Origin of the sequence: Streptomyces sp. NPDC008086 (genome assembly GCF_042957325.1) — a bacterium.
Lineage (GTDB): Bacteria > Actinomycetota > Actinomycetes > Streptomycetales > Streptomycetaceae > Streptomyces.
The window spans coordinates 355,960-375,576 of record NZ_JBIBIA010000004.1; the positions used below are offsets into that span (position 1 = coordinate 355,960).

At 71.4% G+C, this 19,617-nt stretch carries 14 protein-coding genes and 1 pseudogene; 10 read left to right on the plus strand and 5 right to left on the minus strand.

Features of this window, described 5'->3' with window-relative positions; all coding sequences use genetic code 11:
* Window positions 1-554: 554 nt before the first annotated feature.
* From ACFZBP_RS15855 to ACFZBP_RS15865, 3 genes are all read right to left on the minus strand, one after another.
* The gene (locus tag ACFZBP_RS15855) at window positions 555-2,798 is read right to left on the minus strand and encodes a heavy metal translocating P-type ATPase (protein WP_391413516.1); all 2,244 of its coding nucleotides are present in this window, start codon (window positions 2,796-2,798) and stop codon (window positions 555-557) included.
* A gap of 7 nt (window positions 2,799-2,805) precedes the next feature.
* The gene (locus tag ACFZBP_RS15860; RefSeq protein ID WP_391413518.1) at window positions 2,806-3,045 is read right to left on the minus strand and encodes a cation transporter; all 240 of its coding nucleotides are present in this window, start codon (window positions 3,043-3,045) and stop codon (window positions 2,806-2,808) included.
* Between the two features lie 178 nt (window positions 3,046-3,223).
* Window positions 3,224-3,883, minus strand: coding sequence for a TetR family transcriptional regulator (locus tag ACFZBP_RS15865; RefSeq protein ID WP_391413520.1), 660 nt, complete (start codon window positions 3,881-3,883; stop codon window positions 3,224-3,226).
* A 160-nt stretch (window positions 3,884-4,043) separates the two neighbouring features.
* On the opposite strand from ACFZBP_RS15865, the gene ACFZBP_RS15870 reads away from it, so the two are divergent.
* On the plus strand, window positions 4,044-6,296 hold the full coding sequence (locus ACFZBP_RS15870) for an MMPL family transporter (RefSeq protein WP_391413522.1): 2,253 nt from the start codon (window positions 4,044-4,046) through the stop codon (window positions 6,294-6,296).
* A gap of 114 nt (window positions 6,297-6,410) precedes the next feature.
* Complete coding sequence (locus ACFZBP_RS15875) at window positions 6,411-7,454, plus strand: zinc-dependent alcohol dehydrogenase family protein (RefSeq protein WP_383451488.1); 1,044 nt, start codon at window positions 6,411-6,413, stop codon at window positions 7,452-7,454.
* Here the strand turns inward: ACFZBP_RS15875 and ACFZBP_RS15880 are convergent.
* Together ACFZBP_RS15880 and ACFZBP_RS15885 are read right to left on the minus strand one after the other, a co-directional pair.
* On the minus strand, window positions 7,435-8,001 hold the full coding sequence (locus tag ACFZBP_RS15880) for a GNAT family N-acetyltransferase (protein WP_391413525.1): 567 nt from the start codon (window positions 7,999-8,001) through the stop codon (window positions 7,435-7,437). The genes ACFZBP_RS15875 and ACFZBP_RS15880 overlap by 20 nt on opposite strands.
* A 61-nt stretch (window positions 8,002-8,062) precedes the next feature.
* Window positions 8,063-8,263 (minus strand): helix-turn-helix transcriptional regulator, encoded by a 201-nt coding sequence (locus ACFZBP_RS15885; protein WP_383451484.1) that lies wholly within the window; start codon window positions 8,261-8,263, stop codon window positions 8,063-8,065.
* A gap of 487 nt (window positions 8,264-8,750) precedes the next feature.
* Between ACFZBP_RS15885 and iolC the strand changes: the two genes are divergently transcribed.
* The 8 genes and pseudogenes from iolC to ACFZBP_RS15925 all read left to right on the plus strand — a co-directional run bounded on the left by iolC (window position 8,751) and on the right by ACFZBP_RS15925 (window position 19,595).
* Window positions 8,751-9,701 carry a 5-dehydro-2-deoxygluconokinase gene (iolC, locus tag ACFZBP_RS15890; RefSeq protein ID WP_383451482.1) on the plus strand — a complete coding sequence of 317 codons (951 nt, stop codon included), beginning with the start codon at window positions 8,751-8,753 and terminating at the stop codon, window positions 9,699-9,701.
* Complete coding sequence (locus ACFZBP_RS15895) at window positions 9,698-10,582, plus strand: deoxyribose-phosphate aldolase (protein WP_391413528.1); 885 nt, start codon at window positions 9,698-9,700, stop codon at window positions 10,580-10,582. The genes iolC and ACFZBP_RS15895 overlap by 4 nt, the downstream gene beginning before the upstream one ends.
* Window positions 10,583-10,601: 19 nt before the next feature.
* Window positions 10,602-10,724, plus strand: a pseudogene (locus ACFZBP_RS15900) (5-deoxy-glucuronate isomerase); the annotation flags it as partial.
* A 110-nt stretch (window positions 10,725-10,834) separates the two neighbouring features.
* Entirely contained in the window at window positions 10,835-12,718 is a 1,884-nt protein-coding gene (gene iolD / locus ACFZBP_RS15905; RefSeq protein ID WP_391413530.1) for a 3D-(3,5/4)-trihydroxycyclohexane-1,2-dione acylhydrolase (decyclizing), read from the plus strand.
* A 14-nt stretch (window positions 12,719-12,732) separates the two neighbouring features.
* Complete coding sequence (mmsA, locus tag ACFZBP_RS15910; RefSeq protein WP_391413532.1) at window positions 12,733-14,235, plus strand: CoA-acylating methylmalonate-semialdehyde dehydrogenase; 1,503 nt, start codon at window positions 12,733-12,735, stop codon at window positions 14,233-14,235.
* Between the two features lie 206 nt (window positions 14,236-14,441).
* Window positions 14,442-15,863, plus strand: a complete 1,422-nt coding sequence (locus ACFZBP_RS15915; RefSeq protein WP_391413534.1) for an amino acid permease — start codon at window positions 14,442-14,444, stop codon at window positions 15,861-15,863.
* A gap of 211 nt (window positions 15,864-16,074) precedes the next feature.
* On the plus strand, window positions 16,075-18,732 hold the full coding sequence (locus ACFZBP_RS15920) for a CocE/NonD family hydrolase (RefSeq protein ID WP_391413536.1): 2,658 nt from the start codon (window positions 16,075-16,077) through the stop codon (window positions 18,730-18,732).
* Window positions 18,729-19,595: an ABC transporter permease gene (locus ACFZBP_RS15925; protein WP_391413538.1), complete on the plus strand. Its 867-nt coding sequence runs from the start codon at window positions 18,729-18,731 to the stop codon at window positions 19,593-19,595. The genes ACFZBP_RS15920 and ACFZBP_RS15925 overlap by 4 nt, the downstream gene beginning before the upstream one ends.
* Window positions 19,596-19,617 lie beyond the last annotated feature (22 nt).

Consider the following 19,617-nt stretch of genomic DNA (forward strand, 5'->3'; position numbering starts at 1 on the left):
GAAGGCGCTGCGTCTTTCGTAGACGAAAAACAGAAGGCGCCCTGGCGGCGGTCCCCCCACGGGCCGACGTCCAGGGCGCCTTCCCATGTCCCGGTGCGGATTCCCCCCACGGGATCCGGCCGGGCGTCTGAGAGACCAGCGCCTGAATTCGCTGTCTTTCTGTGCTGCCATTGAGCAGAACGAGCAAAACTCGTCGTACTCATGGGTGGATGCGGTCTGCCGGGACAGCGCACGCTCGGGAGGGCCGCTCAAAGCTTCCCGAAGTACGTGCCCCGGCAACGCAACTCTGAGGAAGTCCCCCAAGACATCCTCAGATGCCAGTAAGCGCCCCCCAAGACGCTGCCTGACATCGTCAACTTAGACCTTCGAACCCCTTCGATGGTTACGTTCACATCACTGTGATCTGCGTCTCTTGCATATGTCCGTTAGGTACGCAAGAGCCCCGATATGGCGATCGGGGCCCAAGCGTAAGGATGATGCGCGAGCCTTGTGAAGAGCTTATGTGAGCCGGGCGCCGGACTCCAGAGGGACCCGGTGGGGTTCTTACTACGAATTCACCGGAACGTCCGCAGCCGCAGACTGTTCGACACCACGAACACCGAGGAGAACGCCATCGCGGCCCCCGCGATCATCGGGTTCAACAACCCCGCCGCGGCCAGCGGCAACGCGGCGACGTTGTACCCGAAGGCCCACACGAGGTTGCCCTTGATCGTGCCCAGCGTCCGCCGCGACAGCCGGATCGCGTCCGCCGCCACCCGTAGATCACCGCGCACCAGCGTCAGATCGCTCGCCTCGATCGCCGCGTCCGTCCCCGTCCCCATCGCGAGACCCAGATCAGCGGTGGCAAGTGCGGCCGCGTCGTTGACGCCGTCGCCGACCATGGCCACACATCGCCCCTCGCGCCGCAGCCGCCGTACCGCCTCGACCTTCTCCTCGGGCAGGACCTCCGCGATCACCTGATCGGCGTCGATGCCGACCGCGTGGGCGACCGACTCGGCGACCGCCCGGTTGTCCCCGGTCAGCAGCACCGGAGTCAGCCCCAGCGCCCGCAGTTCGCGCACCGCCTCGGCGCTGGTCTCCTTCACCGCGTCCGCGACGGCGAGCACACCCCGCGCGGTCCCGTCCCAGCCGACCACGACGGCCGTACGACCGCCCCTCTCGGCCTCTTCCTTGGCGCGGGCCACCCCGGTGGGCAGCGCGTCGAAGAGGCGCCCCACGGCCACGTCACGGCCCTCCACGCGTGCGCGTACGCCCCGCCCGGGCACGTTCTGGAAGCCCTCGACCTCCGGCAGCCGCCCGACCCGCTCCTGGGCGCCCGCGGCGACGGCCCGCGCGACCGGGTGCTCGGAGGCGTGCTCCACGGCGCCCGCGAGCCGCAGCACCTCCTCCTCGTCGGTGCCCTCGGCGGCGTACACCTTCTGCAGGGTCATCCGGCCCGTGGTGACCGTGCCGGTCTTGTCCAGGACGACGGTGTCGACCCGGCGCGTGGACTCCAGTACCTCGGGGCCCTTGATGAGGATGCCGAGCTGCGCCCCGCGTCCCGTGCCGACCATGAGGGCCGTCGGCGTGGCCAGGCCCAGCGCGCACGGGCAGGCGATGATCAGCACCGCGACGGCCGAGGTGAACGCGGCGACCGTGTCGTCGGTGACGGCGAGCCAGGCCCCGAAGGTGGCGACCGCGAGGAGGATGACCGTCGGCACGAAGACCGCGGAGATCCGGTCGGCGAGCCGCTGCACCTCGGCCTTGCCGCTCTGCGCGTCCTCCACCAGCCTCGCCATCCGCGCGAGCTGTGTGTCGGCGCCGACCCGGGTCGCCTCGACGACCAGCCGGCCCCCGGCGTTGACGGTCGCCCCGGTCACCGCGTCCCCGACCGTCACGTCCACCGGCACCGACTCACCGGTCAGCAGCGCGGCGTCCACCGCGGAGACGCCCTCGACGACGGTGCCGTCGGTGGCGATCTTCTCGCCGGGCCGTACGACGAACCGGTCGCCGACGGCCAGCCGGTCCACCGGCACGCGGACCTCGCCGCCGTCCCGCAGCACCGCCACGTCCTTCGCGCCCAGTTCCATCAGCGCCCGCAGCGCGGCCCCCGCGCGGCGCTTGGCGCGCGCCTCGAGCCAGCGGCCGAGGAGGAGGAAGGTGACGACCCCGGAGGCCACTTCGAGGTAGATCTGCGAGGCGCCGTCCACGCGCGTGACCGTGAACTCGAAGTCGTCGCGCATGCCGCTCATGCCCGCGTCGCCCAGGAAGAGCGCCCACAGTGACCAGCCGTACGCCGCCAGCGTGCCCATCGAGATCAGCGTGTCCATGGTGGCCGCGCCGTGCCGGGCGTTCGTGAACGCGGCCCGGTGGAAGGGCAGCCCGCCCCAGACGACGACCGGCGAGGCGAGGGTGAGCGCCAGCCACTGCCAGTTGTCGAACTGCAGGGCCGGGATCATCGACAGCAGGACGACCGGTACGGCGAGCAGGGCGGAGACCGTGAAGCGGTGCCGGTAGGAGGCCGTCTCGGGGTCCTCGGCGGCCTCCTGGGCCTCCTGCGGGTCGGGCCGCGGGGGAGCCGGTTCCTCGGCCGTGTAGCCCGTCTTCTCCACCGTGGCGATCAGGTCGGCGACCTGGACGCCCGTGGGAAAGCTGACCTTCGCCTTCTCCGTCGCGTAGTTCACCGTGGCGGTGACGCCGTCCATGCGGTTGAGCTTCTTCTCGACGCGGGCCGCGCAGGACGCGCAGGTCATACCGCCGATGAGCAGCTCGACCTCGGCCGGCCGGGCTATCGCGGGTTCGTCGGTGGTGCGGGGCATCTCGGGCTCAGATCTTGGCGACCAGTTCGAAGCCGGCGTCGTCGACGGCGGCGCGCACGGCCTCCTCGTCCAGCGCCGCAGCGGAGACGACGGTGACCTCGCCGGTGGAGGCGACGGCCTTCACCGAGCTGACACCGGGGAGTTCGGAGAGCTCACCGGAGACGGCGCCCTCGCAGTGCCCGCAGCTCATGCCGCTCACCTTGTAGACGGCGGTGACGGAACCCGGGGTGTCGGTCTGCGCGGTCATGTCGTTCTCCTCGTCGAGGCATGTGGGGTTGACGGGACCCGCGAGGTCCCTCCACTACCACGGTATACCCCTACGGGGTATTTCTCCAAGGTAGGTCGCCCCCGGACGGCACGGCGTGGGCGTCGGACGTCACGTCGCCATAGGGGTCGGATGTCAGGACGGCCGTCGGTGTCGGAGGTCAGGTCGCCGTGGGGGCCGGGGTCGGGTGGCCCAGCCGGTCGCCCACCAGTGGTTCGAGGTAGCGGGTCAGGGCGTGCTTCAGCTCCTGGACGTAGGCGTCCCGCTCCGTGCCCTCGTGGGCGAGGACCAGCTCCAGGCCCGCCTTGTACAGGCCCAGGCACATGTGGGAGGTCCGGGCGAGGTCCGCCGGGGCGGCGTCGGGCAGGAACGAGGAGAGCAGCCCCTCGATCCGGGACAGCAGGGTCGCGTGCAGCGCGTCGTGCTCCTCGGTGATGCGGCCGGGGATGTCGGGGCCGTGCATCAGCGCGAAGAACACCGGGTGCTCGCAGTTGAAGGCGATGAACCGGTCGACGGCCGCGCCGACCGCCTCCTCCAGCGGGGTCGCGGGATCGACCGGGGCGAGCGCCTCGCCGTACGCCTCGCGCATCTCGCGCATGAGCCGCTCGCCCAGCTCGATCGCGATGGCTTCCTTGTTCGGGAAGAACTGGTACAGCGTGCCCGGCGAGACGCCTGCCTCGCGGGCGATGGCGTTGGTGCTGGCGGCCGTGTAGCCGGTGGTGGTGAAGACGGCGGCCGCGGCCTCGAGCAGCTGGGCGATACGGCGCTCGCCGCGGGCCTGACGGCGGCGCGGCTGCTCCTTCTCCTGGTTGGCGGACACGCGTTATCCCCAGCTCTCCGAACGCGATTGACAAACGCGAGTGGTCGCTCGCATTCTTGGGGAACGCGAGCGATGTCTCGTGTTTGTCAGTCTATGGCAGTGACGGCTCCATGCTGCCCGGTTGTGAACGGCACGGATCAGGGTGAGGGGACACCGCACGATGACCGAAGTCAACAGGCCACCCGGCGCCGCAGGGCCGCTCCGCCTCGGAGGCTGGACCCGATTCGTGACGGCCCGGCCCCGGTTGTCGCTGCTCGTGGCCCTGGTGATCACCGCGCTCGCCGTGCTGGCCGGCAGCGGCGTCGCCGACCGGCTGGGCAGCGGCGGCTGGGAGGACCCGGACGCCGAGTCGACGTACGCGACCAAGGCACTGGAGCGCGAGTTCCCCGCCTCCCAGCCCAACCTCCTGCTCCTCGTGGACGCGGGCGACGCCTCCGTGGACGACCCCGCGGTCGCCGCCGAGGCCCGGCGGATAGCGGCGCGCCTGGCCGACGAGAAGGGCGTCACCGGGGTCGGCTCCTACTGGCAGGCGGATGCCTCGGCGGCTCCCGCCCTGCGCGCCGAGGACGGCCACGAGGCGCTGATCGCCGCCCGCATCACCGGCGAGGAGAAGCAGGCGGGGGAGACCCTGGACCGCATCGCCCCCGAGCTGCGGGGCGCGCACGGACCGGTGGAGGTCAGTGTCGGCGGCCCGGTCGCGGTGCGGCACGAGATGCAGACGACCATCCAGGAGGACCTGGTCCGCGCCGAGGTGATCGCCCTGCCGGTCACCCTCGTGCTGCTGGTGATGGTCTTCGGCAGCGCGGTCGCCGCCCTGCTGCCGCTGGGCATCGGCATCGTCGCCATCCTCGGCACCAACGCGGTGCTGCGCGGCCTCACCGAGGTCACCGACGTGTCGGTCTTCGCCATGAACCTCACCACGGCCCTCGGCCTCGGCCTGGCCGTCGACTACGCCCTGTTCATCGTCCGCCGCTTCCGCGAGGAACTCGCCGCCGGCGCCGAACCGCTCCCGGCCGTCGGCACGACCCTGCGCACGGCCGGCCGCACCGTCCTCTTCTCGGCCCTCACGGTCGCGGTGTCCCTCGCGGCGATGCTGCTCTTCCCGCAGTACTTCCTGCGGTCCTTCGCCTACGCCGGGATCGCGGTGGTCCTGCTGGCCGCGGCGGCCGCCCTGATCCTGCTCCCGGCCGCACTGGTCCTGCTCGGCCACCGGGTCAACGCCCTGGACCTGCGCAAGCTGTTCCGCCGCGGACGACCGAAGGCGACCGCTCCGGCGTCCGGCGCGACGGAGGGCAGGGCCTGGACCCGCACCGCGAACCTCGTCATGCGCCGCGCCCCCTTCTTCGCCCTGGGCACCACCGCCGTCCTGGTCCTGCTCGGACTGCCGTTCCTGGGCGTGAGGTTCGGCACCGCCGACGACCGTCAGCTGCCGTCGAGCGCCGAGTCCCATGTGGTGCAGCAGCACATCCGCGACGGCTTCCCGGGCAGCCCCGGAGGCGGCCTGGAGGTGCTCGCCGAGGGACGGGCGACGCCGGCGCAGTACGCCGCGTACAAGGAGCGGATCGCCGCTCTCCCGGAGGTGCTGCGGGTCGACGGGCCGCTGGTGAAGGGCGAGTCCGCGTACTTCACGGTGCTGCCGAAGGGCGAGGCGGTCGACGACCCGGCCCAGCGTCTGGTCGACGACCTGCGCGCCACCCGGGCCCCGTTCGACACCAAGGTGACCGGCGCGGCCGCGGTCCTGGTCGACTCCAAGGACGCCATAGCCGAACGCCTGCCGCTCGCGGCCGCCTTCATCGCGATCGTCACCCTGCTCCTGGTGTTCCTGCTGACCGGCAGCGTGCTGATCCCGGTCCAGGCGGTGGTGCTCAACGCGCTCAGCCTGACGGCGATGTTCGGCGCGGTGGTCTGGGTCTTCCAGGACGGCCATCTCTCCGGCCTGCTCGGCTTCACCAGCCCAGGCTCGATCGAGACGACCCTGCCGGTGCTGATGTTCTGCGTCGCCTTCGGACTGTCGATGGACTACGGCGTGTTCCTGCTGTCCCGTATCAAGGAGGAGTACGACACCACCGGCGACCACGACGAGGCGGTCCGGCACGGCCTTCAGCGCACGGGCGGGCTGATCACCGCCGCCGCCGTGATCCTCGCGGTCGTGATGGTCGCGATAGGCACCTCCCGGGTCACCAACACCAAGATGCTCGGCCTGGGAATCGCCCTGGCGGTGCTGATGGACGCGATGATCGTCCGCAGCCTCCTGGTCCCGGCCGTCATGCGCCTCACCGGGCGGGCGACCTGGTGGGCACCGGGTCCGCTGCGGCGCTTCCACGAGCGGTTCGGACTGAGTGAGGGGGAGTCGCAGCCGGTCCCGGCGACGGAGCCCGCGCCGGAGCGGGACAAGGTGAGCACACGCGGCTGACCTGCGGCGCGGGGCCGCACCGCCCGCACGGGCGCCTACCGGCGAGGTCGGCGGAGCGTCTAGCGTTCGCGATGATCTCCGTGTCCCTGTGCGGCGCGGCGGAAGGAGAGCGGCATGCGGGCAGTGGTGTTCGAGCGGTACGGGGAGCCGGCCGAGGTACGTGAGGTGCCCGACCCGCACCCCGCGCCCCACGGAGTGACCGTGCGGGTCGAGGCGACCGGGCTGTGCCGTAGCGACTGGCACGGCTGGCAGGGGCACGACCCGGACATCACGCTGCCGCACGTGCCGGGCCATGAACTCGCCGGTGTCGTCGAGGCGGTCGGCGACCGGGTGACCGCGTGGCGCCCCGGCGACCGGGTCACCGTGCCGTTCGTGTGTGCCTGCGGCAGCTGTACCGCGTGTGCGGCGGGTGACCAGCAGGTGTGTGAGCGCCAGACCCAGCCCGGCTTCACCCACTGGGGCTCCTTCGCCCAGTACGTGGCGCTGGACCACGCCGACGTCAACCTCGTCGCCGTGCCCGGGGAGATGTCCTTCGCGACGGCGGCCTCGCTGGGCTGCCGGTTCGCCACGGCGTTCCGGGCGGTCGTGCAGCAGGGCCGGGTGGCGGCGGGGGAGTGGGTCGCGGTGCACGGCTGCGGCGGGGTCGGTCTGTCGGCGGTGATGATCGCGGCGGCGTCGGGCGCGCGGGTCGTCGCGGTGGACGTCTCACCGCAGGCCCTGGAGCTGGCGCGGAAGTTCGGGGCGACGCAGTGCGTGGACGCGTCGGGCGTGCCGGACACCGCGGCGGCGATCCGCGACCTCACCGCCGGTGGCGCCCACCTCTCCCTGGACGCCCTCGGCTCACCGGCCACCTGCGCCGCCTCCGTCAACGGTCTGCGCCGCCGGGGCCGGCACATCCAGGTGGGCCTGCTGCCGTCGGCGTCCGGCACGACACCGGTCCCCATGGCCCGCGCCATCGCCCTGGAGCTCGAACTGCTGGGCAGCCACGGCATGGCGGCGCACACCTATCCGCCCATGCTGGAGCTGGTGCGAGCGGGTGTGCTGCGGCCGGATCTGCTGGTGACCTCGACGATCGGGTTGGACGCGGTGCCGGCCGCGCTGACGGCCATGGGGACGGCGCCCGGGGCGGGGGTGACGGTCATCGAGCCGTGGAGTTGAGGGCGGCCCACTCATGGTCGAGGACGGCCATGAGGACCTCGTCCAGCCACTCACCGTTCCTCGACTGGGCTTCCCGGCGGATCCCTTCCCGCACGAAGCCGACCTTCTCGTACACCCGCAGGGCCCGGTGGTTGTGGCCGTAGGCCCCCAACTCGATCCGATGCAGCCCGAGTTGCTCGAAGCCGTAGCCGACGATGAGCCGGGTGGCCTCGGTGCCGATGCCGCGATCGCGGCCGCGCGGGCCAATCAGGGTGCGGAAGGTGCAGCTGCGGGCGTGCCGATCCCACTCGTACAGGACGACCTCGCCGACGAGTTCTCCGGTGGCGCGGTCGGTGACGGCGAGATCGAGACGGTCGGGCCGTTCGGCCAGCGAGGCGTACCAGGAGCGCACCCGCTCCAGGGTGAGTTCGTTGTCCGGTGCGAACGTGAAGCGCTCGACCTCGGGGTCCTCGATGATCTCCCACATGGTGTCGGCGTCGGCCCCGGTGAACGGCCGGAGCACGGTCTTGTCGCCGGTGAGCGTGGGTTTGACGGAGAAGCTGGGCATGGGAAGCACTGTGCCCCACTGGTCAGATGGGGCACAGCTCGTTTTCCGCGACGCCGGGACGTCAGTCCGCCCTTCGGCCCCGGTTGCCCGGGCGGGACTCCACCCACGCCCGCACGGTGTCCGGATACCAGAAGGGCTTGCCGCCCTCCACCTGGTCCGGCGGTGGCAACAACCCGTGCTTGCGGTAGGACCGCACGGTGTCCGGCTGCACCTTGATGTGCGCCGCGATCTCCTTGTAGGACCACAGAGTTCGGTCGGTCATCGGTTGCACCTCCCTGCGCGCGCCGCGGCGGCGACCTGGGCCGGTCGTCGGGGGTACCGTGCGCTGCGCTGGCGATCACAAAGCCTGCTGCCCCGTCAACGACCCCCAGTGGGAGGCGGACCGGGCCTGTGCGCCGGGTGTGACACAGGGTCCGCGTACATGCGACATACGTAACAGGAAAGCGGTTCTCGTGACACAACTGCCGCAAAGCCACCTGGGCGAGCCTCATTGACAGCACTCCACTCCCACCTGCACTGCACCCCCCTCAGGGGCGCGGGGAACTGCGCGACCAGCCCAAACGCCACCCGCACCCGCCCCTCCTGCAGAACCCGGCAGACGAATAGGCGCCCCCCGCCCCCCGGAGGGCCTTCGTTCGAATGTCTGGACAAAACATTGACAGGCCTCCCCCTCCAGGGCTACAAAACCCTGGAGGGCCGACCCGCGCAGTCGGCGCCGGAGCCGCGACAAGGGAGACCGAGGGACACCGATGGCGTACGACCTGATCACCATGGGCCGGATCGGCGTGGACCTCTACCCGCTGCAGACCGGCGTCCCGCTGCCGCAGGTCACGTCCTTCGGCAAGTTCCTCGGCGGCTCGGCGACGAACGTCGCGGTGGCCGCCGCCCGCCTGGGACGGCGGACCGCCGTGATCACCCGCACCGGCGACGACCCCTTCGGCACCTACCTCCACGAGGCCCTGAAGGGCTTCGGCGTCGACGACCGCTGGGTCACCCCGGTCCCCGGCCTGCCCACCCCGGTCACGTTCTGCGAGGTCTTCCCGCCGGACGACTTCCCGCTGTACTTCTACCGGCAGCCCAAGGCCCCGGACCTGGAGATCGACGCCCACGAGCTCGACCTCGACGCCATCCGCGACGCCCGTATCTTCTGGGTCACCGGCACCGGCCTGAGCGAGGAGCCCAGCCGTACGGCGACGCTCGCGGCCCTCGCCCACCGCGCCAAGTCCGGTACGACGGTCTTCGACCTCGACTGGCGCCCCATGTTCTGGAAGGACCCGTCCGCGGCCCGCCCCTTCTACGCGGAAGCGCTCAAGCACACCACCGTCGCCGTCGGCAACCTCGACGAGGTGGAGGTCGCCACCGGCGTACGCGAACCGCACGCCGCCGCCCGCGCCCTCCTCGACGCCGGTGTCGAGGTTGCGGTCGTCAAGCAGGGCCCCAAGGGTGTCCTCGCCGTCAACAGCAAGGGCGACCAGGCCGAGGTCCCGCCGCTGCCCGTGAACGTGCTCAACGGACTCGGCGCCGGTGACGCCTTCGGCGGCTCCCTCTGCCACGGGCTGCTCGAAGGCTGGGACCTGGAGAAGATCATGCGGCACGCCAACGCCGCCGGAGCCATCGTGGCCTCCCGTCTGGAGTGCTCCTCCGCGATGCCGACGCCGGACGAGATCGAGGCCGCCCTCGCCGCCGGGGCCGTCAAGTGACCGTCGACATCGCGGAACTCGTCCGCATCCGCACCCGGCACCCCGAGGCGATAGCCGAGGCCGCAGCCCGACGTGTACGCAGGCCCCTCCTCCGCGACACGAGCGATCGCCTGATGATCGTCGCCGCCGACCACCCGGCCCGCGGCGCGCTCGGCGTCGGGGGCCGCAGCCTGGCCATGGCCAACCGTGCCGACCTGCTGGAACGCCTCTGCCTCGCGCTGTCCCGCCCCGGCGTCGACGGCGTCCTCGCCACCGCCGACATCCTCGACGACCTGCTGCTGCTCGGCGCGCTCGACGGCAAGGTCGTCATGGGGTCGATGAACCGCGGTGGCCTGCAGGGCGCCAGCTTCGAGCTCGACGACCGTTTCACCGGCCACCGCGCCGAGGACATCGAGCGCCTGCGCTTCGACGCCGGCAAGCTGCTCCTGCGCGTCGCCTACGACGACCCGGGCTCCCTGGCCACCCTGGAGTCCACGGCCCGCGCCATCGACGCGATGGCCGCGCGCCGACTCCCGGTCTTCGTCGAGCCGTTCCTCAGCCGCCGCACCCCCGAGGGCAAGGTCGCCAACGACCTGTCCGCCGAGGCCGTCACCAAGTCCATCGCCATCGCCTCCGGTCTGGGCGGCACCTCCGCCTACACCTGGCTGAAACTGCCGGTCACCGACAACCCCGACGACATGGGCGAGGTCATGGCGACCTCCACGCTGCCCGCCGTACTCCTCGGCGGCGAGGTCGGCGACGACCAGGACGGGGCATACGAGAAGTGGCGGGGCGCTCTCCAACTGCCCACCGTGCAGGGCCTGGTGGTGGGCCGTTCGCTGCTCTACCCGGCCGACGGGGACGTTGCCGCCGCTGTGGACACTGCCGTAGGACTGCTGTGAGGTCGCCATGACCACGAGCCGTACGTCCCACCCCCAGAACGCCTCCGGCGCGGGTAGCCGCTTTGCTTTGGCAGGAGCGAAGTGCGAGCGAAGACTCCCCGCCCGCTACGGCCCCGCGCCGGAGGTCCCCGACCGGGTACGTCGAGTCGAACGGGGCGGCTGAGCCGTACGGGGGCGGCTGAGCCGTACGGGGTGCCTGAGCCGTAAGGAAGTGGCGGATCTGCTTCCATCCGGACCACACGGAGGTAACCGATGACCTCAACGACGAGGCTCACGGTCGCACAGGCGCTCGTCCGCTTCCTGTCCGCCCAGTACACCGAGCGCGACGGCGTCCGGCAGCGGCTGATCAGCGCCACCTGGGGCGTCTTCGGCCACGGCAACGTCGCCGGGATCGGCCAGGCCCTCGTCGAGTACGGCGCTGTCATGCCGTACCACCAGGGCCGTAACGAGCAGGCGATGGTGCACGCGGCCGTCGGTTACGCGCGCCAGTCGAACCGCCTCTCCACACACGCCGTGACCACGTCCATCGGCCCCGGCGCGACTAACCTCGTCACCGGCGCCGCCCTCGCGACCGTCAACCACCTCCCGGTCCTGCTCCTGCCCGGCGACATCTTCGCCACCCGCCCCGCCGACCCGGTCCTGCAGCAGCTCGAAGTGCCGTACGCCGGCGATGTGTCGGTCAACGACTGTCTGCGGCCGGTCTCGAGGTACTTCGACCGGATCACGCGGCCGGAAGCCCTGATTCCGTCAGCTCTCCAAGCCATGCGGGTCCTCACCGACCCCGTGGAGACCGGCGCGGTCACGCTCGCGCTGCCCCAGGACGTCCAGGCCGAGGCGTACGACTGGCCCGACGACCTCTTCGCCGAGCGCACCTGGGTCGTACGCCGGCCGGGCGCCGACCCGACCGAACTCGCCGAGGCCGTACGGGCCATCAGGGCCGCCCGCAGGCCCCTGGTCATAGCGGGCGGCGGCGTCCACCACAGCCGTGCCGAGGAGGCGCTCGCCGAGTTCGCCGAGGCCACCCGCATCCCGGTCGCCTCCACCCAGGCCGGCAAGGGCTCCCTGCGCTTCGACCACCCCCAGGACGTCGGGGGAGTGGGCCACACCGGCACCGCCACCGCCGACGAACTCGCCCGCACCGCCGACCTGGTGATCGGCGTCGGCACCCGCTACACCGACTTCACCACCGCCTCCGGCACCCTCTTCGCCGGCGACGGCGTCCGCTTCCTCAACCTCAACATCGCGCCCTACGACGGCCACAAGCTCGCCGGAGCGCCCCTGATCGCGGACGCCCGCAGCGGGCTGATGGAGCTGACCGCGGCGCTGGACATGCACGCGTACCAGGTCCCCGCCTCCTACGTCACCGAGTACACCGAGGACAAGGAACGCTGGGAGCAGCGCGTCGACGCCTGCTACGAGGCCGACGAACCGGACGTACGCCCGACGCAGCCGCAGGTGCTCGGCGTCCTGGACGCGCTCGTCGACGAGTCGGACGTGATCATCAACGCGGCCGGGTCCCTCCCCGGCGACCTGCACAAACTGTGGCGGACGCGCTCACGCGACCAGTACCACCTGGAGTACGGCTACTCCTGCATGGGCTACGAGATCCCGGCCGCGATCGGCGTGAAGCTGGCCGCACCCGAGCGCCACGTCTGGGCACTGGTCGGCGACGGCACGTATCTGATGATGCCGACGGAGATCGTGACCGCCGTGCAGGAGGGAATCGCGATCAAGGTGTTGCTGGTGCAGAACCACGGGTACGCGTCCATCGGCGGACTGTCGGAGGAGACCGGCGCCGAGCGCTTCGGCACGGCGTACCGCCACCGCGCGGAGGACGGCACCTTCACGGGCGCCCCGCTCCCCGTCGACCTGGCTGCCAACGCCGCCAGCCTGGGCATGCGGGTGCTGCGCGCGAAGACCGTGAGCGACCTGCGCGAGGCGCTCGCCGAGGCCCGTACGGCCGACACTCCCACTTGTGTCTACGTCGAGACCCAAACGGCAGACACAGTGTCGGGCGCGCCGCCCGCGCAGGCCTGGTGGGATGTTCCCGTGGCCGAAACCGCGACCCGGGCGTCGACGGTCAAGGCCCGTGAGCTGTACGAACGGCACGTCTCGACCCGACGCCGCCATCTGTGAGGGAGTTACTGGGCATGACGAAGATCGTCAACCATTGGATCGGCGGCAAGACCGCCGAAGGCGCGTCGGGCACGTTCGGGCCGGTCACCGACCCGGCGACCGGCGCGGTCACCACGAAGGTCGCGTTCGCCTCGGTCGACGAGGTGGACGCCGCGGTCGCCGCCGCCAAGGAGGCGTACCTGACCTGGGGCCAGTCCTCGCTGGCCCAGCGCACCTCGATCCTGTTCAAGTTCCGGGCGCTGCTGGACGCCAACCGGGACGCGATCGCCGAGCTGATCACGGCCGAGCACGGCAAGGTGCACTCCGACGCCCTCGGTGAGGTGGCGCGCGGCCTGGAGATCGTCGACCTGGCGTGCGGCATCAACGTGCAGCTGAAGGGCGAGCTGTCGACGCAGGTCGCCAGCCGCGTCGACGTGTCGTCCATCCGGCAGCCGCTGGGTGTCGTCGCGGGCATCACGCCGTTCAACTTCCCGGCGATGGTGCCGATGTGGATGTTCCCGATCGCCATCGCGTGCGGCAACACGTTCGTGCTCAAGCCGAGCGAGAAGGACCCGTCGGCGTCGATCAAGATCGCCGAGCTGCTGTCGGAGGCCGATCTGCCGGACGGCGTCTTCAACGTCGTGCACGGCGACAAGGTGGCCGTCGACCGCCTCCTGGAGCACCCGGACGTCAAGGCGGTCTCCTTCGTCGGCTCGACGCCGATCGCCCGCTACATCCACACCACCGCCGCAGCCAACCACAAGCGCGTCCAGGCGCTCGGCGGCGCCAAGAACCACATGCTGGTCCTGCCGGACGCCGACCTCGACGCGGCGGCCGACGCGGCCGTGAGCGCCGCGTACGGCTCGGCGGGCGAGCGCTGCATGGCCATCTCGGCCGTCGTCGCGGTCGGCTCGATCGGCGACGAGCTGGTGGAGAAGATCCGCGAGCGCGCCGAGAAGATCAAGATCGGCCCCGGCAACGACCCGACGAGCGAGATGGGCCCGCTGATCACGGCCGTCCACCGCGACAAGGTGGCGTCCTATGTCGCCGGCGCGGCGGCCGAGGGCTGCGAGGTGGTGCTGGACGGCACCGGCTACACCGTCGACGGCTACGAGGACGGCCACTGGATCGGCATCTCCCTGCTCGACAAGGTGCCCACCACCGCCAAGGCCTACCAGGACGAGATCTTCGGCCCCGTCCTGTGTGTGCTGCGCGCCGAGACGTACGAGGACGGCGTGGCGCTGATCAACAGCTCGCCGTTCGGCAACGGCACCGCGATCTTCACCCGGGACGGCGGCGCCGCCCGCCGCTTCCAGCTGGAGATCGAGGCCGGCATGGTCGGCGTCAACGTCCCGATCCCGGTCCCCGTCGGCTACCACAGCTTCGGGGGCTGGAAGGACTCGCTCTTCGGCGATCACCACATCTACGGCAACGACGGCACGCACTTCTACACCCGCGGCAAGGTCGTCACCACCCGCTGGCCCGACCCGGCGGACGCGCCGTCCGGGGTCGACCTCGGGTTCCCGCGCAACCACTGACGCACCGACTTGAGCGTCTGGGGCCGTCCGGATCGCGGACGGCCCCATTTTTTTGCGGGCCCGCGCTGCGGTTCCCGCATGCTCGAAAGTCGTGCTGTACACGGCTTTGAAGCAACGTTAACACGCGTCACAAGGCCTCCCGGCAACGAATTCCGTAGTCAATCAGCCATTGACGTGACGGTTTCCGTCAATGTTGCATCCCCCTCGTGACCGACACCCTCACGTCTGTCGAGGGCGCCGTCGTAGAGGCGTCGGACGGCCTCCAGGACAGCCCCCAGGACAGCCCCCGGAAGCTCAAGCGCTCGATCGGCGTGGTCGGCGGCACGCTGCTCACGCTCTCCTGCGTCACCCCGGCGTCCACCCTCTTCGTGGTCGTCCCCGACCTGTTCGGCTCGCTCGGCACCGCCACCGCCCTGACGATCGCCATCGGCTCGCTGCTCTGCGTCGCCGTGGCGTTCTGCTACTCCGAGCTGGGCACCCTCATCCCCAGCGCGGGCGGCGAGTACGCGATGGTGTCCACGCTGGCCGGACGGCTGGCGGGCTGGCTGGTCTTCGTGCTCTCCCTGCTGGTCGTCATGATCGTCCCGCCGGTGATCGCTATGGGCACGGCCGACTACCTCGCCCCGATCGTCGACCTCGACCCGTCCATGACCGGCGCCGCCGTCATGCTGCTCGCCACCCTCGCCGGGCTGCTCGACCTGCGCGCCAACGCCTGGATCACCGGTGTCTTCCTGGTCCTGGAGGTCATCGCGGCGGCCGTCGTGGCGGTGCTGGGCTTCGCCCACGCCAAGCGCGGCCCGGGCAGCCTCGTCTCGATGGAGGTGGCCGGCGCGGACGGCCGTACGGACACCGTGACGGGCCTGCTGGTCGTCTCCGGACTCGCCATCGCGCTCTTCGTCACCCAGGGCTTCTCGACCGCGGTCTACCTCTCCGAGGAACTGGAGAACCCGCGCCGCAACGTCGCCCGCACCGTCCTCGCCACCCTCGCCATCTCCGCCGTGATCATCCTGGTGCCGGTCGTCGCCATCACCCTCGGCGCGTCGGACATCGGCGAACTCACCGGCGGCGACATCGGCACCATGGTCACCGCCTGGTCCAACTCCGCGGTCGGCACCTTCGTCAGCCTCTGCGTGGCCCTCGCGATCATCAACGCCGGCATCGTCATGGTCATTCAGAACTCCCGCGTCCTGTTCGCCTCGGCCCGCGACAAGGCCTGGCCCACCCCGGTCAACACCCTCCTCGCCAAACTCGGCCGCTTCGGCTCCCCCTGGGTCGCCACCCTCGCCGTCGGCATCCCCGGCGCCGTCCTCTGCTTCGTCAACCTCGACACCCTGTACGGCATCACGGGCGTCTCGGTGACGGGGATGTACCTGCTGGTCGCGGTCGCCGCGCTGGCGGCCCGCCGCACCCCGCACAAGCACACTCCGGCTTGGCGCATGCCGCTGTGGCCGGCGATGCCGATCCTGCTGATCGCGGTGCTGGTGTACGTCCTCAGCCAGCAGGAGCCGGAGTACCTGCTGTGGACGGGCGGCATCACGGCGGTGGCGACCCTGTACTGGGCCTTCTACCTTCGCCCCCGAAGGGCATCGCGCTGGCTGGTATCGATCCCGGCAGAGGAGACCCCCTAGGGGCGCGGGGCTGTATCGATGTGCGGCTCCGCCGCGTGGGCGCGATCAACCCCCACGCACCCGCACCCGGCAGACCACGGAAGGCCCCGAGATCTCCCCCGCCGTACCACGAACGCGGTAGACAAACCCCCCGCCGTACCCCCACGGAAGGGGCCGGGATTCAGCCCTCGGTCGATAACTGACCGACAGCTTCACCCCGTACCGTTGAAACATGGATCTTCGACTGCCCGGCCTGCGCGGGCGCGTACGGAGGCCGCGCCGGTGGATCGCCGGCGCGGCCTCCGTCGTCGTCCTCGCCGGGGCCGGGACATGGACCGCCGTCGCCGACGACGCCCCGCCCGCGGTGCGGCACGCCGACCGCGTCATGGACATGGGCGACGGGGTACGCATCGACACCTCGTACTTCACGACCGCCGGAAGCGAACGCCGCCCCGCCGTCCTCCTCGCGCACGGCTTCGGCGGCAGCAAGAACGACGTACGCGAGCAGGCCCGGGACCTCGCCCGGGACGGCTACGCCGTGCTGACCTGGTCGGCCCGCGGCTTCGGGAAGTCGACCGGCAAGGTCGGGCTGAACGACCCGAAGGGCGAGGTCGCCGACGTCTCCAGGCTGCTCGACTGGCTGGCGAAGCAGCCCCAGGTCGAGCTCGACAAGGCCGGCGACCCGCGGGTGGGTATGGCGGGCGGCTCCTACGGCGGCGCGATCTCCCTGCTCGCCGCCGGGCACGACGACCGCGTCGACGCCATCGCCCCGGCGATCACCTACTGGAACCTGTCGGACGCGCTGTTCCCTAACGGCGTCTTCAAGAAGCTCTGGGCGGGCATCTTCGTCAACTCGGCCGGCGGCTGCGACAAGTTCGAGACGCCGATCTGCGAGATGTACGAGCGGGTCGCGGAGTCCGGCACCCCGGACGCTCAGGCCGAGCGAATGCTGGAAGAACGCTCGCCCTCAGCCGTCGGCGACCGCATCAAGGTGCCCACTCTGCTGATGCAGGGCCAGACCGACTCCCTCTTCCCGCTGGACCAGGCCGACGCCGCCGCGAAGGCGATCCGTGCCAACGGCGCCCCCGTGGACGTCGACTGGATCGCGGGCGGCCACGACGGCGGCGACATGGAGACGGGCCGGATCCAGGAGCGGGTGCGGACCTGGTTCGACCGCTACCTCAAGGACGACAAGGCCGCTGACACCGGCCCCGCCTTCCGCGTCACCCGCACCCTCGGCACCGGCAGCGGGGACGGCGAGACCCGGCTGAGCGGCGTGAGCGCCGACAAGTACCCCGGCCTGGAGGGCGACCGGCGCTCCATCGCCCTCAACGGGCGCGAGCAGAGCTTCCAGAACCCGGCCGGCGCCAACCCGCCCGCCGTGTCGGCCCTCCCCGGCCTCGGCAGCGCCGGCGGCCTCGCCCAGCTGTCCTCGCTCGGCATCGGCGTGTCCCTCGACTTCCCCGGCCAGTTCGCCGCGTTCGAGTCGGCGCCCGTCCGCGAGGACCTCCAGATCACCGGGTCCCCGAAGGCCACCGTCCATGTGAAGTCCACGAGCGACGACGCCGTGCTCTTCGCCAAGCTGTACGACGTCGGCCCCGGCGGCCAGGCCAGTCAGGTGCTGCCCTCGCAGCTCGTCGAGCCCCTCAAGGTCGAGGGCGCGAAGGCCGGCAAGGACGTCACCCTCACCCTCCCGGCGATCGACCACGAGATCGACGACGGTCACCGCCTGCGCCTGGTCCTCGCCTCCACCGACCTCGGCTACGCCTCCCCGACCGCCCCGGCGACGTACACCGTCTCCCTCAAGGGCGACCTGTCGGTGCCGACACCGCTCGGCGACACGAACACGCCGACGGGGCTGCCCGCCTGGGTGTGGTGGCTGCCGCTGGCCGGCGGGCTGATCGCGCTGGTCCTGCTGGCGACCGGACGACGCCGCACCGCGGCACCCGCCGCCCCCGACCCCGCACTGGCCGAAGTGCCGCTCCAGATCACCGACCTGAGCAAGCGCTACGCGAAGTCCGCCGACCGGTACGCGGTCAAGGACCTCTCCTTCCGGGTGGAGAAGGGCCAGGTGCTCGGCCTGCTCGGACCGAACGGCGCGGGCAAGACGACGACCCTGCGCATGCTGATGGGCCTGATCAGGCCCGACGGCGGCGAGATCCGCGTCTTCGGCCACGCCATCGCGCCCGGCGCCCCCGTGCTCTCCCGCGTCGGCGCCTTCGTCGAGGGCGCGGGCTTCCTCCCGCACCTGTCCGGCCGCGCGAACCTGGAGCTGTACTGGCAGGCAACCGGCCGCCCGCCGCAGGACGCCCACCTGGACGAGGCCCTGGAGATCGCCGGCCTCGGGGACGCACTCGCCCGAGCCGTCCGCACCTACTCCCAGGGCATGCGCCAACGCCTCGCCATCGCCCAGGCCATGCTCGGCCTGCCGGACCTGCTGATACTCGACGAGCCGACGAACGGCCTCGACCCGCCACAGATCCGTGAGATGCGCGAGGTCATGATCCGCTACGCGGCCGCGGGCCGCACGGTCATCGTCTCCAGCCACCTCCTGTCCGAGGTCGAGCAGTCCTGCACCCACCTCGTGGTGATGGACCACGGCCAACTCGTCCAGGCGGGCCCGGTCGGGGAGATCGTCGGCTCGGGCGACACGCTCCTCGTGGGCACGACCGAGCCCGTGGACGAGCCCGTCGTCGAGAAGATCGCCGCCCTGCCGGGCGTGGCCTCGGCGGTCCGCGCCGACGCCGGCCTGGTCGTACGGCTCGACGCGGACGGCAGCGCACGGCGCCTGGTCGCCGAACTCGTCCGGCTGGAAGTGCCCGTCGAGTCGGTCGGCCCGCACCGCCGCCTCGAAGACGCCTTCCTCACCCTGATCGGAGACTCCGCATGAGCAGCACGACGACCGTCCGCGCGGAGGTCGCCGAGGGCTACCGCGCGGGCCGTACGCTGCCGATCCGGGTCGAGCTGGTCCGGCAGCTGAAGCGGCGCCGCACCCTGGTCATGGGCGGCATCCTGTTCGCCCTGCCGTTCGTCCTGCTGATCGCCTTCCAGGTGGGCGGCGGCCCGGGCTCGGGCAACAACAATGTGAACCTGATGGACACGGCCACGCTGTCCGGGGCGAACTTCGCCGCGGTCAACCTGTTCGCCTCCGCGGGCTTCCTGCTCGTCGTCCCCGTCGCCCTGTTCTGCGGGGACACGGTCGCCTCGGAGGCCAGCTGGTCCTCCCTGCGCTATCTGCTGGCCGCGCCCGTGCCCCGGGCCCGGCTGCTGTGGTCCAAGCTGGTCGTCGGCCTCACCCTCAGCCTGGCCGCGATGATCCTGCTCCCGGTCGTCGCGCTGGCGGTGGGCACGGCGGCGTACGGCTGGGGCCCGCTCCAGCTCCCCACCGGCGACTCCATGGCCGCCGGAACCGCGGCCCAGCGCCTGCTGATCACGGTGGCGTACATCTTCATCTCCCAACTCGTCACCGCCGCCCTGGCGTTCTGGCTGTCCACGAGGACCGACGCCCCGCTGGGCGCGGTCGGCGGCGCGGTCGGCCTGACCATCATCGGCAACGTCCTCGACGAGGTGACGGCCCTCGGCGACTGGCGCGACTTCCTGCCGGCCCACTGGCAGTACGCCTGGCTGGACGCCGTACGACCCCAGCTGGAGTGGTCGGACATGATCCAGGGCACGTCCCTGTCGGTAACGTACGCCGTCGTGCTGTTCGCGCTGGCCTTCCGCGGTTTCGCCCGCAAGGACGTGGTGTCGTAGGTCAACGGAAGATCACCCACCG

Excerpts from the sequence above, each read along its gene's own strand:
- ACFZBP_RS15855 (WP_391413516.1), bottom strand. The coding sequence starts at position 2,798 with ATGCCCCGCACCACCGACGAACCCGCGATAGCCCGGCCGGCCGAGGTC.
- ACFZBP_RS15860 (WP_391413518.1), bottom strand. The coding sequence starts at position 3,045 with ATGACCGCGCAGACCGACACCCCGGGTTCCGTCACCGCCGTCTACAAG.
- ACFZBP_RS15870 (WP_391413522.1), top strand. The coding sequence starts at position 4,044 with ATGACCGAAGTCAACAGGCCACCCGGCGCCGCAGGGCCGCTCCGCCTC.
- ACFZBP_RS15875 (WP_383451488.1), top strand. The coding sequence starts at position 6,411 with ATGCGGGCAGTGGTGTTCGAGCGGTACGGGGAGCCGGCCGAGGTACGT.
- ACFZBP_RS15880 (WP_391413525.1), bottom strand. The coding sequence starts at position 8,001 with ATGCCCAGCTTCTCCGTCAAACCCACGCTCACCGGCGACAAGACCGTG.
- ACFZBP_RS15885 (WP_383451484.1), bottom strand. The coding sequence starts at position 8,263 with ATGACCGACCGAACTCTGTGGTCCTACAAGGAGATCGCGGCGCACATC.
- iolC (WP_383451482.1), top strand. The coding sequence starts at position 8,751 with ATGGCGTACGACCTGATCACCATGGGCCGGATCGGCGTGGACCTCTAC.
- iolD (WP_391413530.1), top strand. The coding sequence starts at position 10,835 with ATGACCTCAACGACGAGGCTCACGGTCGCACAGGCGCTCGTCCGCTTC.
- mmsA (WP_391413532.1), top strand. The coding sequence starts at position 12,733 with ATGACGAAGATCGTCAACCATTGGATCGGCGGCAAGACCGCCGAAGGC.
- ACFZBP_RS15920 (WP_391413536.1), top strand. The coding sequence starts at position 16,075 with ATGGATCTTCGACTGCCCGGCCTGCGCGGGCGCGTACGGAGGCCGCGC.
- ACFZBP_RS15925 (WP_391413538.1), top strand. The coding sequence starts at position 18,729 with ATGAGCAGCACGACGACCGTCCGCGCGGAGGTCGCCGAGGGCTACCGC.